Origin of the sequence: Aminobacter sp. P9b, assembly GCF_045345995.1 — a bacterium.
Lineage (GTDB): Bacteria > Pseudomonadota > Alphaproteobacteria > Rhizobiales > Rhizobiaceae > Aminobacter > Aminobacter niigataensis.
Genome location: NZ_CP150082.1, coordinates 2,118,533 through 2,132,260 on the forward strand (window position 1 = coordinate 2,118,533; position 13,728 = coordinate 2,132,260).

Annotated in this window: 12 protein-coding genes and 1 pseudogene; 12 read left to right on the forward strand and 1 reads right to left on the reverse strand. The window is 56.1% G+C overall.

The genetic code is table 11. From position 1 onward, the window contains the following. The first annotated feature begins 19 nt into the window (after positions 1-19). From WHT83_RS10450 to WHT83_RS10465, 4 genes are read left to right on the forward strand one after another with little or no spacing between them, the layout of a single operon-like run. Complete coding sequence (locus tag WHT83_RS10450) at positions 20-2,395, forward strand: xanthine dehydrogenase family protein molybdopterin-binding subunit (protein ID WP_406873742.1); 2,376 nt, start codon at positions 20-22, stop codon at positions 2,393-2,395. Then, positions 2,392-3,279 (forward strand): FAD binding domain-containing protein, encoded by an 888-nt coding sequence (locus tag WHT83_RS10455; RefSeq protein WP_406873743.1) that lies wholly within the window; start codon positions 2,392-2,394, stop codon positions 3,277-3,279. The genes WHT83_RS10450 and WHT83_RS10455 overlap by 4 nt, the downstream gene beginning before the upstream one ends. Before the next feature lie 4 nt (positions 3,280-3,283). Continuing rightward, a complete protein-coding gene (locus WHT83_RS10460) occupies positions 3,284-3,787 on the forward strand; it encodes a (2Fe-2S)-binding protein (RefSeq protein ID WP_154387399.1) in 504 nt (167 codons plus the stop codon). Continuing rightward, the gene (locus WHT83_RS10465; protein ID WP_154387398.1) at positions 3,784-4,233 is read left to right on the forward strand and encodes a CoxG family protein; all 450 of its coding nucleotides are present in this window, start codon (positions 3,784-3,786) and stop codon (positions 4,231-4,233) included. The genes WHT83_RS10460 and WHT83_RS10465 overlap by 4 nt, the downstream gene beginning before the upstream one ends. Positions 4,234-4,344: 111 nt before the next feature. Here WHT83_RS10465 and WHT83_RS10470 read toward each other — a convergent pair. Further along, a pseudogene (locus tag WHT83_RS10470) lies at positions 4,345-4,530 on the reverse strand (LysR family transcriptional regulator); the annotation flags it as partial. 438 nt (positions 4,531-4,968) lie between these two features. Between WHT83_RS10470 and allB the strand changes: the two are divergent. The 8 genes from allB (at position 4,969) to WHT83_RS10510 (ending at position 13,672) form a co-directional block, all read left to right on the forward strand. After that, entirely contained in the window at positions 4,969-6,369 is a 1,401-nt protein-coding gene (gene allB, locus WHT83_RS10475; RefSeq protein WP_154387397.1) for an allantoinase AllB, read from the forward strand. 9 nt (positions 6,370-6,378) lie between these two features. Beyond that, on the forward strand, positions 6,379-7,197 hold the full coding sequence (locus WHT83_RS10480) for a bifunctional allantoicase/(S)-ureidoglycine aminohydrolase (RefSeq protein ID WP_185910200.1): 819 nt from the start codon (positions 6,379-6,381) through the stop codon (positions 7,195-7,197). Between the two features lie 491 nt (positions 7,198-7,688). After that, entirely contained in the window at positions 7,689-8,864 is a 1,176-nt protein-coding gene (gene argE / locus WHT83_RS10485; protein WP_406873744.1) for an acetylornithine deacetylase, read from the forward strand. A 93-nt stretch (positions 8,865-8,957) separates the two neighbouring features. Next, on the forward strand, positions 8,958-10,043 hold the full coding sequence (locus tag WHT83_RS10490; RefSeq protein WP_406873745.1) for a CapA family protein: 1,086 nt from the start codon (positions 8,958-8,960) through the stop codon (positions 10,041-10,043). A 30-nt stretch (positions 10,044-10,073) separates the two neighbouring features. Continuing rightward, positions 10,074-11,081 carry a sugar ABC transporter substrate-binding protein gene (locus WHT83_RS10495; RefSeq protein ID WP_154387394.1) on the forward strand — a complete coding sequence of 336 codons (1,008 nt, stop codon included), beginning with the start codon at positions 10,074-10,076 and terminating at the stop codon, positions 11,079-11,081. A gap of 28 nt (positions 11,082-11,109) precedes the next feature. Then, entirely contained in the window at positions 11,110-11,784 is a 675-nt protein-coding gene (locus WHT83_RS10500) for an ATP-binding cassette domain-containing protein (protein WP_406873746.1), read from the forward strand. Beyond that, the gene (locus WHT83_RS10505; RefSeq protein ID WP_406873747.1) at positions 11,757-12,620 is read left to right on the forward strand and encodes an ATP-binding cassette domain-containing protein; all 864 of its coding nucleotides are present in this window, start codon (positions 11,757-11,759) and stop codon (positions 12,618-12,620) included. Before WHT83_RS10500 ends, WHT83_RS10505 begins: the two co-directional genes overlap by 28 nt. Further along, a complete protein-coding gene (locus WHT83_RS10510) occupies positions 12,617-13,672 on the forward strand; it encodes an ABC transporter permease (RefSeq protein WP_154387392.1) in 1,056 nt (351 codons plus the stop codon). The genes WHT83_RS10505 and WHT83_RS10510 overlap by 4 nt, the downstream gene beginning before the upstream one ends. The last annotated feature ends 56 nt before the right edge of the window (positions 13,673-13,728 follow it).

A 13,728-nucleotide genomic window follows, 5' to 3' on the forward strand; every position in this document is an offset into this window, starting at 1 on the left:
TAGAACTGTGGAGGTTTGCATGTTTGCTGACATTAATAAGGGCGACGCCTTCGGTACCTGGGTCGGAAAAAGCGTACCGCGTCGCGAGGATGCGGATATCCTTGCAGGGCGAGCCGAGTACATTGCCGATATCAAGCTTCCTGGCATGCTTGAGGCCGCGTTCCTGCGTAGTCCGTTTGCTCATGCTAGGATCGTCTCGATAGACGTCTCACAAGCCCTGGCTCTGCCTGGTGTGTACGACGTCATGGTGGGCGCGGATATTCCGGACTATGTCAAACCGCTTCCCCTCATGATTACCTACCAGAACCATCGCGAAACCCCGACTTTCCCGCTGGCCCGAGACATCGTTCGCTATGCCGGTGAACCGGTCGCTGTGGTCGCCGCGATAAATCGCTATGTCGCAGAAGATGCACTGGAGTTGATCGTCGTCAAATATGAGGAATTGCCTGTCGTCGCTTCCATCGATGCTTCGCTTGCTGTTGACGGGCCACGTCTCTATGAGGGATGGCCTGACAATGTCGCGGCCAAGGTCAGCTCGGAAATTGGCGATGTGGACGCGGCCATGGCATCTGCCGACCTCGTCTTTGAGGAGCGGTTCGAAATCCAACGCTGCCATCCGGCTCCGCTCGAGACGCGCGGCTTCATCGCGCAATGGGACTTCAAGGGCGAGAACTTGAATGTCTGGAATGGTACGCAGATCATCAATCAGTGCCGTGATTTCATGTCGGAAATGCTGGATATTCCGGCCAGCAAGATACGCATCAGATCGCCCCGTTTGGGTGGAGGCTTCGGTGCGAAATTTCATTTCTACGTCGAAGAACCCGCGATCGTGCTCCTTGCCAAGCGGGTCAAGGCACCGGTGCGCTGGATAGAAGACCGGCTGGAGGCTTTTTCGGCGACAGTTCACGCCCGCGAGCAAGTCATCGACGTCAAACTCTGTGCCATGAACGACGGGCGCATTACCGGCATTATCGCGGACATAAAAGGCGATCTCGGCGCGAGCCATCATACAATGTCGATGGGACCGGTCTGGCTGACTTCGGTGATGATGACGGGTGTCTATTTGATCCCGAACGCACGTTCCGTCGCAAAGGCGATTGTAACCAACAAGCCGCCGTCAGGTTCCTATCGCGGCTGGGGACAGCCTCAGGCAAACTTTGCAGTCGAACGGATGGTGGATCTTTTGGCGCACAAACTCCAGCTTGATCCGGCTGCGGTGCGGCGGATCAATTACGTGCCTGAAGCCAGAATGCCTTACACCGGTCTTGCTCATACGTTCGACAGCGGCCGGTATGAGGTATTGCATGACAGAGCACTGAAGACGTTCGGCTACGAGGCATGGTTGGAGCGCCAGGCAGCAGCGCAGGCCCAAGGACGGCGTATTGGGATCGGAATGTCGTTTTACGCCGAGGTTAGCGCCCATGGCCCATCGCGTTTTCTTAATTATGTTGGTGGACGGCAAGGTGGTTACGACATTGCACGTATTCGGATGGATACGACCGGTGATGTGTATGTCTACACAGGCCTCTGCGACATGGGTCAGGGCGTGACCAATAGCTTGGCGCAAATAGCTGCCGACGCGTTAGGTTTGAATCCTGATGACGTGACGGTAATGACGGGAGATACGGCCCTTAACCCCTACACCGGCTGGGGCACAGGGGCTAGCCGTTCGATCACTATCGGCGGTCCGGCTGTCATGCGCGCGGCGACGCGTTTGCGGGAAAAGATACTCTCTATTGCTCGTCATTGGCTTCAGGCCGATCCGGATACGTTAGTTCTGGCAAATCGCGGCGTCATGGTGCGCGACGATCCGGGTCGTTATGTATCTTTCGCTTCCATCGGCAGGGCTGCCTATTGCCAAATCATCGAGCTGCCGGAGGATGTAGAGCCGGGGCTCGAGGCGGTAGGGGTTTTCGACACAGTGCAGTTAGCTTGGCCATACGGCATGAACCTGGTTGCCGTTGAAGTCGATGAAGATACCGGCGCGGTGTCGTTCCTGGACTGCATGCTGGTTCACGACATGGGAACGATCGTCAATCCGATGATCGTGGATGGCCAACTTCACGGCGGAATTGCTCAAGGCATCGCACAGGCTCTCTATGAAGAGTTGCGCTATGACGAGAACGGTCAACTAGGGACAGGCTCCTTTGCGGACTTCCTGATGCCTACAGCCAGCGAAATACCAAACATGCGTTTTGACCATATGGTGACCGAGTCACCGCTCATACCGGGGGGGATGAAGGGAGTCGGAGAAGGAGGCACTATCGGTACTCCGGCCGCAGTAGTGAACGCTATCGAGAATGCACTACGCCCAATCACGAACTCGAAATTGAACCGAACTCCGGTTACCCCAGATCGCATCTTGACCGCCATTTCTGCCGGAGCATGCGCATGAAACCTACCGCGTTTGACTATATTCGGCCGACCAGCTTGCCAGAAGCGCTCGCAATCCTGGCCGAACATTCCGACGATGTCGCTATACTTGCTGGCGGGCAAAGCCTGATGCCGCTGCTCAACTTCCGAATGTCCCGTCCGGCACTGGTACTCGATATCAATGACATTTCCGAGCTGCAGCAGGTTCGATGCGAAAACGATACCTTGTATGTCGGGTCGATGGTCCGGCACTGTCGTGTTGAACAGGAAGAAATCTTCCGCTCGACGATACCGTTGATGTCCGAGGCGATGACTTCGGTCGCGCACATTCAGATCAAGACGCGAGGTACTTTGGGTGGCAATCTTTGCAATGCGCACCCGGCGTCGGAAATGCCTGCGGTGATAACTGCATTAGGCGCCTCAATGGTCTGCAAGTCCGAGAAACGGGGGGAGCGCGTTCTTACGCCCGAAGAGTTCTTCGAAGGCGCCTTGCAAAACGGTCTTCAAAGCGATGAACTGCTTTGCGAAATCCGCATTCCCGTACCATCCCAATACGTTGGATGGGCGTTTGAGGAAGTCGCGCGGCGGCATGGCGATTTCGCACAATGCGGCGCCGCAGTTCTGATCGGCGCTGAGGATAGGAAGATCGATTATGCGCGCATAGCCCTTTGCAGCATTGGCGAAACGCCGATCCGTTTCCATGCTCTGGAGCAATGGCTTATCGGCAGGCCGGTCGGAAATGATCTGCCTGCAGATGTAAAGCTCCATTGCCGCGAAATCCTCGACATTGCGGAGGACTCGACGATGACTGCCGAGAACAGGGCGAAGCTTGCCTCCGCCGTGACTTCCAGAGCCATCGCCAGGGCCGCAGACCGGATTGTTCATCTCGATGTAAAGAGAGGTTGAAGTTATGAGCAGTCACGTAATTTCTCTTACCGTCAACGGCCAAGCAATTGAACGAAAAGTGGACAGCAGAACTTTGCTGGCGGATTTCCTGCGCGACGAGTTGCGCCTCACCGGGACCCATGTCGGTTGCGAACATGGCGTGTGTGGCGCATGCACAATCCAGTTTGATGGGGAACCGGCACGCAGTTGTTTGATGCTTGCGGTTCAGGCCGAAGGCCATTCGATCCGGACTGTCGAAGCCTTGGCCGTCGATGGCTGTTTGGGAGCGCTCCAGCAGGCATTCCATGAAAAACACGGTCTTCAGTGCGGGTTTTGTACGCCTGGCCTGCTAATGACACTGGACTACGCGCTGACAGCGGATCTTCACATTGACTTTTCAAGCGACAAGGAAATTCGAGAGCTCATTTCCGGAAACCTTTGTCGTTGCACGGGCTACCAGAACATAATCAACGCAATAAAGTCCGTTTCTCCTACGACTGAAATTGCAAAGAGTGAGGAACTTGTATGAAGTTCGAAGGAAATTACGACATAGACGCGGAACCAAAAAAAGTATGGGAATTGCTCAACAATCCTGAGGTGCTTCATAAGAGCATTCCTGGATGCGAAGAAGTTATCCAGACTTCTCCTGTAAAGTATGAAGCGGTTGTGACGTTGAAGATCGGGCCAATCAAGGCGCGCTTCCAGGGTCACGCAGAAATGACAGAGCAGCAGCCACCAAATCAGTGTGTAATCATATTCCAAGGTTCAGGTGGCATTGCGGGCATGGCACGCGGCGAAGCCAAGGTTCTGCTTACACCGAATGACCGAGGGACTGAGTTAACCTATATTGCGGATGTCGTGATCGGTGGAAAAATTGCACAAATAGGATCTAAGCTGATCGAGGGAACTGCTCGTAAAATCGCTGACCAGTTTTTTAGCAATTTCGTCAATTATATCAGCGTCAATGTCCCGTAAATACACAATTGAAGGTGGCTATATGCTCAGTTGAGTTCATGCGCAGTCTAATCAGGTGGCACTGCATCTGAAACAACTCCGAAATTGCATTTCGTTGGTCTACGGCCAAGCCATCGATCGCGGCCAGCTCTGTCTCGATGCGATCAACGCCGGGAGCGACGCCGACGATCAGTCGCGTGCCAGCCTCGGTCGGCGCAACGCTTCGGGTGGTGCGTGTCAGTAGGCGAACCCCGAGGCGTTCTTCAGCAGGCGGATTGTGTGGCTCAAGGCGGATTGTGAGACGCCGAGCCGCGCTGCAAGCAATCATAAACCTATCATAATGATGTTGACAGCCTGTAGAACAGGGGTCTTGATTGCATCGCAGGGTCGAAGAGATCTTGATCCTGATAATCGGTGGGAACTGGCATGAACGCTACGACAAGGGTCTCCAAGGCGGGGCATCGATCAATCGCAGTTCATGCTGGTGCCAACCGTTCTGCTCGCCGGCACCGGGGGAGCGGTGCGTTCGTTCAGGGCAGTAAGACCATTTCAGTAAAGCGACGAACAACATTGTTCCGCTGAAATTGATAATGCCGTATCCGAGGCGATCAATAAGTATCGAAAGGAACAAGGCGGGATCAGGGTGTAATCGTGCACTCCGGGCCGGCATTGGTCGGCGATCGCGCCGGCTTTGAAAGTCGTCGAGTCAGCCCGAAATACAGTGTATCCGGGCAAAGCCTAGTTAAGGAACCATCCATGGATCTTTTTATCAAGAATGTGAGGGTCATCACCGAAAACGGCAGTTTCGAGGGCGGCGTGGCGGTCGACAAAGGTGTAATCGCGCAGATCACCGGTGCGAACGGACATGTCGACGCGGATGAAACCATCGATGCGGAAGGATTGTATCTTCTGCCCGGCATCATCGACGCGCATTCCCATTTCAGCCATCCTGGTCGCGAGTTTGAGGGGTTCGAGGCCGGTACGCGGGCGTCCGCGGCAGGTGGCGTGACAACAGCGATCGACATGCCGCTCGCCGACATTCCGCCTATGGCCACGGCGAAGGCGCACGCCGCCAAATATGAAATGGTGAAAGATCTTTGTGTGGCCGACTACGCATTCTGGGGCGGCCTAATCGATGACAATCTCGAACATCTCGATGAACAAAATGAACTGGGGGTCGTAGCCTACAAGGCGTTCATGCGCAGGTCCAGCAGCTACCCCAAGGTCGATGACGGACAGCTATTCACCGGCCTGCAGAAGACGGCGAAGTTTGGCAACATTGTTGGCGTGCATGCGGAAAACGACACGCTGATCGAACATTTGGAAAAACGGTTGAAGGCGGAGGGCCGTCACGATCGCATGGCTTGGAACGATTCGCATCCGATCGAATCGGAGCTTGAAGCCATCAATCGGGCGATCCTTCTGGCAAAGGCTGCCGCAAGCAGTTTGTATATAGTCCATATCAGTTGGGCCGGGGGCGTCGACACGGTGCGTGAAGCCGCTCATCGGGGCCAGGATGTTTATGCCGAAGTCTGTGCCCACCATCTGTGCTTCGACCTGGACGACTATCTACGCGTCGGGCCTCGCTTACGCTCCGCGCCGCCGATCCGGTCGCGGCCGGAGGTGGAGGAACTTTGGGACCGCGTGCTGCGCGGCAAGGTTGACGTGATCGCGTCGGATCACTCGCCGTTTCTCCCGGACTTGTACAAGGCTGGCGAAAACGATGTCTGGCAGGGCACCGGCGGCATTACGGGCATCCAGTCGATCCTGCCGGCGATTATCACGGAGGGCGTGCACATGCGCGGCCTCTCCTGGGAACTCCTGGTAAAAATGATGTCGTCCAACCCTGCGCGCATTTTTGGCATTTATCCGCGCAAGGGAGCGATCGTACCGGGAGCGGACGCAGATTTCGCGCTGGTTGACCCCCAAAAGGTCTGGACCCTTCAAACGGAAGATCTTTTCTACCGCTACAAGGAAAGCCCGTACGTCGGCAAAGAATTCTGCGGTCGTGTCGAACGCACTATTGTTCGCGGCAAGACAGTTTTCCTGGAAGGGAAAATAACTGCCGACAAAGGGTATGGTCAGCTGGTTCGACGAGAAAGCGCCACTCACGGGCGACCGCTTCATAAACACCAGCAATCGGTTCGACATTTGTGAGAGGTTCTCGTGGATAGAAATTCATCCTTGGTTGCTGGCGGCCTTCCTGATCAAAGACAGCTTCTTTCCAGCAGGGCAGTCTTTACGCCAGCCTATGCCATTATTCCGGGCTCCGTCCTGAGGGACATCGTTTCAAGTGCCCTGCCGGAATGGCGCGACACGCGGCTTTGGGTGTTGGCGCGGCCGCTTTCAGGTTTCGCTGAAACCTTTTCGCAATATTACATGGAAGTGTCGCCCGGCGGCGGCAGTGAAGATCCGGAGCCCGATCCGCACGCGCAAAGCGCAATCTTCGTGACTGCTGGAACGATGACGATCACCACCAACGGCGTTCAACATCGCATGGTGAAGGGCTCATTCGCTTTTATACCCGCCGGCCAGGTGTGGCAGATCATCAATCCGTCAGCAGAGATCTGCCGGTTTCAATGGATCCGCAAGAAGTTCGAGCCGGCTGGCAAACTGGGAACGCCACCGGCGATCTTCACCCATGAAGATAAAGCTGCCGGCGTAAGCATGTGCGATGAGCCACCCTTGTGGGGCTCCGTCCGTTTCATCGACCCAAGCGATCTACGCTACGACATGCACATCAACATCGTCTGGTTTGAAGGCGGTGCGACGATCCCCTTCATGGAAACGCATGTGATGGAGCATGGCATCTACATATTGGAAGGCAAAGCGGTTTACCGGCTCAACAGCGATTGGGTGGAAGTCGAGGCCGGCGACTTTCTCTGGCTTCGTGCCTTTTGCCCACAGGCTCTTTATGCCGGCGGTCCTGACGGACTTCGCTATCTCCTGTACAAAGACGTGAACCGCCACATGAAACTGCTATGACCATCGTAACAGTCTGACCCTGTCAGCCAAGGATTCTGAACCAAATACTACGGCATGGTCAGTTTGTACGTGAGTCAAATATAAGCTCAGTTTCTTATTATCACCTGCGATCTCATTGTCCGGCCGGTTCACCTAAACTACGGCTGGCTCCCTGGTAGGCGGAAGCTCTCTTGTCTCGCCAAAACGCGCTGATCGGCCGACTGGCCGATCGCGAGCAATGCCGCTGGGCAAGCAGACTTTTGGCCCGATCAGGTTCTGTCTCGATTGTCGCCGCAGAGCCGGCTGCCGATCTACGCGCGCGGGCTCCAGACATCGAGTTGATAGGTGTCTGCCATACGGCCGGTGTGCGAGCCGACAAGTAACGAGACGCTTCGTTGATGATCGAAAATGACTGGGTGTCAATTTTAGAATTGACTAAACTAATGGACTGTAGGAAAAAAAGTTCATCTGAAGGAAACTTTCCGCCTGACACAAAAATTTGGAGTGGTACGATGAACGGCTCATCAGCGGTCGGTCTTGAATCGACTTTGAATGTCATTGAACGTTTCATTTCTTTTAACACCGAAAGCTCTCGCTCCAACCTCGAACTCGTCGATTGGGTTGAGGGCAGCGTCAAAGGACCGCGAGTCAGCTGCTTCAGGACGTTCAACGCAGAGAAAAGCAAGGCGACGCTTTGCATAACGGTAGGCCCTCCGGTGGACGGCGGCGTAGTCCTTTCGGGGCATATCGACGTCGTCCCGGTCGAAGGACAGGCATGGAGCAGTGATCCGTATTCGTTGCGTCAGGCTGACGGGCGGCTCTATGGCCGCGGAACCTGCGACATGAAGGCCTTCGGTGCCATTGCGGTGGCACACATTCCCTATTTCCTCGCATCCAACATCGCCAAGCCGGTTCACATAGTTCTGAGCTATGATGAAGAAGTGACGAGCCGAGGGTCGATTGCGGTAATCGAGGAATTCGGAAGATCGTTGCCCAAGCCTTCCTCGGTCATCGTCGGCGAGCCGACGATGATGAAGGTCGCAGATACCCACAAGAGCATCTCGACCTATTACACCACAGTGACGGGCCACGAAGCACATTCCTCGAAACCGAACATCGGGGCAAATGCAATCATGGGTGCCTGCGAATTGGTCGATGAACTGTACAGGTTCGCCGCCCGGCTTGAAAAAGAGACAGACCCCAGCGGAGGGCTGGAGCCCGCCTATTCGACCATTAACGTCGGCACGATTTCCGGCGGCACGGCCCGAAACATACTGGCTCGTGAATGTAAGTTCCACTGGGAGTTCCGTGGCTTGCCCGGAATACCGCAGGACCTCGCCGTGCGGCATCTGGAGCGCTATGCCAGCGCCAAGGTACTTCCAAGACTGCGCCGGTACACTGACGACGCCACCATATCCACTATTGTCGGCACAGAAGTGCCGGGCCTTGTGCGCGAGCCAGGTTCGATGGCGGAGACGCTGGCGCTGAAACTCAGCGAGTCCAATGAGACGGTCGCGATGCCGTTCGCCACCGAGGCTGGTCAGTTCCAAGTGCGCGGATATCCAACTGTGCTGTGCGGTCCGGGCAATGTGGACCAAGCGCATCAGCCAGATGAATACATCGCCGTGGATCAGGTCGAATCTTGCATGCGCTTCATGCGACGATTGGGCGAGTATCTGAAGGGATAACAAGCCAAACGTGCTTGAATCGAGTGTCAACCTGTATTATAGTATGAACCTATATGATAGTATGAAGATGCCTAGCTAACATGAGGTGAAATCGTGCATGCGTTGGGTGTGGTATTGACAGGGGATATCTGCCCGACACGCGGTCTTGTGGCTGATGCCGCAGACGTAAAACAGACGTTCCGGCTCATTGAAAACGCAGATTTTGCCCTCGGCAATTTTGAGATGCCGCTCACGGATCAAGTTAGAGCAGTTGAGAAGCTGCTAAACATTAAGGCTGATCCGTCCATCGCTCCTACACTTTCGGAGCTTGGGCTCGACATGGTGACGGTAGCCAACAATCACGCGGTCGATTACGGCTGGGAGGGTCTTTCCCAGACCATCGACCTGTTGCGGTCGCAGGGTCTGACTGTCATAGGCGCCGGCTCAAACATCGCTGAGGCTACGGCGCCGGCGATCGCAACGGTGGCAGGCAGGCAAATTGGAGTGCTTGCCTATTCGTGCCTCCTGCCGACCGGCATGTCGGCAGGGATCAATCGACCTGGCATCGCTCCCATCCACGTGCAGACATCATACGAAATCGATCCCTACTATCAGATGGAGGAGCCTGGCGACCTGTCTGCAGTGCGCGCCAGAACGCAAGCCAGGGAGACCGACGTGGAGGCGGCGGTTGCGGCAATCCGCGCGCTCCGCAACAAGTGCGACACGCTCATCGTCACAATTCATTGGGGTTTCGGATCGGGAGAGGATCTCGCCGAATATCAGCTACCGCTGGCGCAAAGGCTAATTGACGCCGGCGCAGACATTATCCATGGGCACCATCCGCATGCAGTTCACCCCATCGGCTTCTATCGCGGCAAGCCTATTTTCTTTGGTTTGGGCACCCTGGTCGGCCAGCAGGTTTTTCTCGATGCGCCGCCGGCCGTGCGGGCGCTCTGGGCAGAAATGTCGCCGGACGGATATGTCGCAACCATTTCGATTTCGCAATCCAACGTTCTCGGGATCGAGTTAACCCCGACTACCCTGAATTCTGATCGCCTTCCCTTAATCGCAAAGGACAATGATTTCGATCGGATACATCACCGTCTGGTGAGCCTGTCGGCGCCGTATGGAGCCAATATCGAATTGGACGGAACGGTCCTGCGTGCCAGTGCCGCCGCACTGGATTGCCAGAGAAATTGAATTTTCCACAACAAAAAAAGGGGAATAGCCATGGAAAAGAAAACGACAACTATCTGCCTCGATGCGGAGATGACGCGCCGCTTGTTTACTGGCGGTGCTGCAGCTTTCTTCGCGGCGCTTGGCCTCGGGGTAGGGTCCGAAGCCAGTGCGCAGGAAAAGGTCATCGCCATCAGCTTTCCGAACTCCTCGACAATCGGTGCAGTGATCACCACCCTCAATCAGGCAAAAGCGCGCGGCAAGGAACTCGGCTTTAATGTCATCGTCGATGATCCGGGCAGCGACCTGAACAAGCAGATCAACACGATCAAGACCTGGATCCAACAGAAGGTCGCCGTTATCGTCTGTGTCGTCTTGCAGCCACAGGTCTTTGTGGCGATCGCAAAACAAGCACGCGATGCCGGCATCGCGTGGATAACCTATGGCGAGAAGATCGAGAATCAGAACGCCACGGTGGGGTATGCTCAATATGACGACGGTCGCCGCCTAGGCGAGTATGCTGGCCAGTGGATCACCGAGAATCTCGGCGGCGCCGCCAAGGTCGCGATCCTCGGCTATGAAAAGGGCTCATGGGGACAACTGCGCGGCAATGGCATTAAGGACGGCCTTAAGGCACACGCTCCCAATGTAGAGATCGTCGCTGAGCAGGACGCGATCACTCCGACGGAAGGCCTGAACGTCACCCGCACGATCCTCCAGGCGCATCCGGACGTGAACGTCATCCTCGGTGTTGAGGATCCAGCGACAGAAGGCGCCTACAAGGCTTGGATTGCCGCCGGCAAGGATTCCAAGGATCCCAAGGCCTTCATCGGCGGCATGGACGGAACGCCCCCGGCGCTTAAGCTGCTGCGCGAGGGGGGTACCATCTATCGTGCGTCTATGGCCATCCCGCTCACGGAAGTTGGCAATGCAATCGCCGAAACGGCCGACCGGCTGGTGAAGGGCGAGGAGACCGGAGATAAGATCGTTCCGCTTGCGCTAGTGACTGAGAAATCGGGGGACGCGCAGAAATTTTTGGACGAGCAAGGCGTTACAGACTGATTTCAAAATAGGCTGGGAGGAGACCGCCATGACATTCGCGGTTAAGAAACTCTGCAAGGCCTATGGAGGAGTTGACGTTCTGAAGAGCGTGAATCTTGCTGTCGAGGACGGAGAGATTCACGCGCTCTTGGGCGCCAATGGGGCCGGAAAGTCGACCTTGATCAAATGTCTGTCGGGAGCGATCACTCCCGATGGCGGAGAGATCAAGGTCGGGGAGCAGCACTACAAGGCGTTAACGCCAAAACTGTCGCGCGACGCCGGGATCGCGGTTGTTTACCAAGAGCTTTCATTGGTGATGTCGCTCGACGTCGCCGACAATGTCTTCTTGGGACGAGAAGTCTGTACCGGGCCCTTTGTCCATCGCAGCAAGCAACGATCCGAAGCGATCTCCTTGCTCTCCCAGATGGGGATAGCACTCAATCCCGCCACGGATTTGAGCGAGGTCTCCAGTGCCGAACTGCAAGCCATAGAGATTGTCAAAGCACTCTCGGCGCGGCCGAAAGTACTCATCTTGGACGAGCCGACGGCGTCACTGTCGGAGCGGGAGGCGGAGCGCCTTGGCGAGAATCTGAAACAACTTCGCAAACAGAATCTTCCCGTTCTTTATGTTACGCATCGTCTCAACGAAGTCTTCGATCTCGCGGACCGGGTGACTGTTCTGCGGGGGGAGAAGTGGTGCTCTCGGGGCGCGTTGACCAGCTGAGTCACGATGAACTCGTACACGCGATTGTCGGCAAGAACGTCTTCAGGGGGCGTGCCAGACAACGTCAAGCTTCTCACAAGTGCGAGAAGCCACTTCTCGCCGTCAAGAACGTCGTTTCGCCCGGCATTGGCCCGATCAGCTTCGACGTGTTCCCCGGAGAGGTGGTGGGGGTGTTCGGGCTCGTGGGTTCCGGTCGGACGGAATTGCTCGATACGCTGTTCGGTGTCCAGCCGCTCCATTCCGGAACGATTACGCTGAACGGGGAATCCTATGTGCCGAACAAACCCGCTGATGCGGTTAGCCGAGGCGTGGCGCTGGTTCCCTCGGACAGGCTGAGGCGCAGCATCTTCCAAAGCCTCTCGGCTTTGGAGAACGCGCTTCTTTCGACCTTCCGCCATGTGAGCGCGCGCGGCCTCCGTAAGCACAACGCCGAAGCCATGGTGTTTTCCGATGTAGCGGAGCGGCTGAATCTACAGCCGCGGCGCATGGACCTGGAAGCGCAGCGATTTTCGGGTGGCAACCAGCAGAAGCTGGTTCTCGCACGTTGGCTGAATGACACGCAGGAATGCCGTCTTTTACTGCTGGATGAGCCGACCCAAGGCGTAGATGTTGGGGCACGCCGGGAAATCTATGATGCGATCCAACTGGTCAGTTCTAACCCCTCCCGGGCGGTCATTGCTACATCGAGTGAGCCAGACGAACTGATGCAGATCGCTACACGCGTAATCGTATTGTCCGGCGGCAAGATTGCCGGGATAGTTAGTGGTGACGACATCAACGAGACAACGCTCATCGGCCTGGCTCACAAGATCGAACACAGGGAAGACATAGCATGAGTACGAAAGCTCCTTCGATGACAGCCCCAGTTTCAGGCTCGCGATACCTTCGTGCCGCAAGCCAGACGAGCTTTCTGATTAACAACATTCTGCTCGGCACGCTGATAGCAATGGTACTATATTTCACGTACCAGAGCAGCGCATTCCTCACCGTCTCCAATTTTACGGTCATCCTGACGAACTATGCTGCCATAGGGGTGGTAGTCGCGGCGATGGCCATCTTAGTCATAGCCGGCCATGTGGACCTTTCGGTTGGCTCGAACATCGCATTCTCGGGAATGATCTCGGCGGTGGCGATAACCAAATTCGGAGTGTCGCCACCGATCGCGATCCTTGCCGGCGTGTTGACTGGGTCGCTGATCGGAGCCATCAATGGGTTCCTCTGCGGCATACTGCGCTTCAATCCCATCATTGTGACGCTGGGCATGCTCAGCTTCCTGCGCGGCGTCACCCTGCTGATTAACCCGACCGAAGTCTACGGGCTTGGTGACACATTTTTCTTCATCGGCAACGGGCGCTTGCTCGGCGTCCCGATCCTCCTATTGATCGTCGCGACCTGCTTTATTTTGTCTGCAGTCTTCATGTCGAAGACCGTGTGGGGACGATATGTTTATGCGGTCGGGGTCAACCCGCACGCCGCGTTCTTGGCAGCATTACCGGTGAAGCGCCTCCTGGTAAGCCTCTACATCGCGACCGGCGCGGCAGCGGGATCGGCTGGTGTCCTCCTCGCCTCACGTCTAGATGGCGTGTCGCCCGGTGCGTTGGGCGTGCAGATGGAGTTGCAGGCGCTAACCATTGTCCTGCTCGGCGGTGTCGCCTTCGCCGGTGGTAGAGGACGGATTTTCGGCGTGGTGACAGCATGGATCTTCCTCGGTGTTCTCGAAAATGGTCTGACTTTGCTCAACGTGCCACCATTTATTCAGCTGGTGGCAAGCGGGCTCGCGTTGGTGCTTGCCGCCAGCCTCGACGCCCTCGGAAGCTATTTGGGGCCGCGCATGGCGCAGCGCGCCAAGATCGCTGAGCAACTGGAAAAGGCGAATATGACCAAGTAATAAAACTTCGACTCTCCACATCCGCAGCATCACCGACCCGCTCACTTTGGCAGGAA

Coding starts and splice junctions, on each gene's coding strand:
- WHT83_RS10450 (WP_406873742.1), top strand. CDS start 20: ATGTTTGCTGACATTAATAAGGGCGACGCCTTCGGTACCTGGGTCGGA.
- WHT83_RS10455 (WP_406873743.1), top strand. CDS start 2,392: ATGAAACCTACCGCGTTTGACTATATTCGGCCGACCAGCTTGCCAGAA.
- WHT83_RS10460 (WP_154387399.1), top strand. CDS start 3,284: ATGAGCAGTCACGTAATTTCTCTTACCGTCAACGGCCAAGCAATTGAA.
- WHT83_RS10465 (WP_154387398.1), top strand. CDS start 3,784: ATGAAGTTCGAAGGAAATTACGACATAGACGCGGAACCAAAAAAAGTA.
- allB (WP_154387397.1), top strand. CDS start 4,969: ATGGATCTTTTTATCAAGAATGTGAGGGTCATCACCGAAAACGGCAGT.
- argE (WP_406873744.1), top strand. CDS start 7,689: ATGAACGGCTCATCAGCGGTCGGTCTTGAATCGACTTTGAATGTCATT.
- WHT83_RS10495 (WP_154387394.1), top strand. CDS start 10,074: ATGGAAAAGAAAACGACAACTATCTGCCTCGATGCGGAGATGACGCGC.
- WHT83_RS10500 (WP_406873746.1), top strand. CDS start 11,110: ATGACATTCGCGGTTAAGAAACTCTGCAAGGCCTATGGAGGAGTTGAC.
- WHT83_RS10510 (WP_154387392.1), top strand. CDS start 12,617: ATGAGTACGAAAGCTCCTTCGATGACAGCCCCAGTTTCAGGCTCGCGA.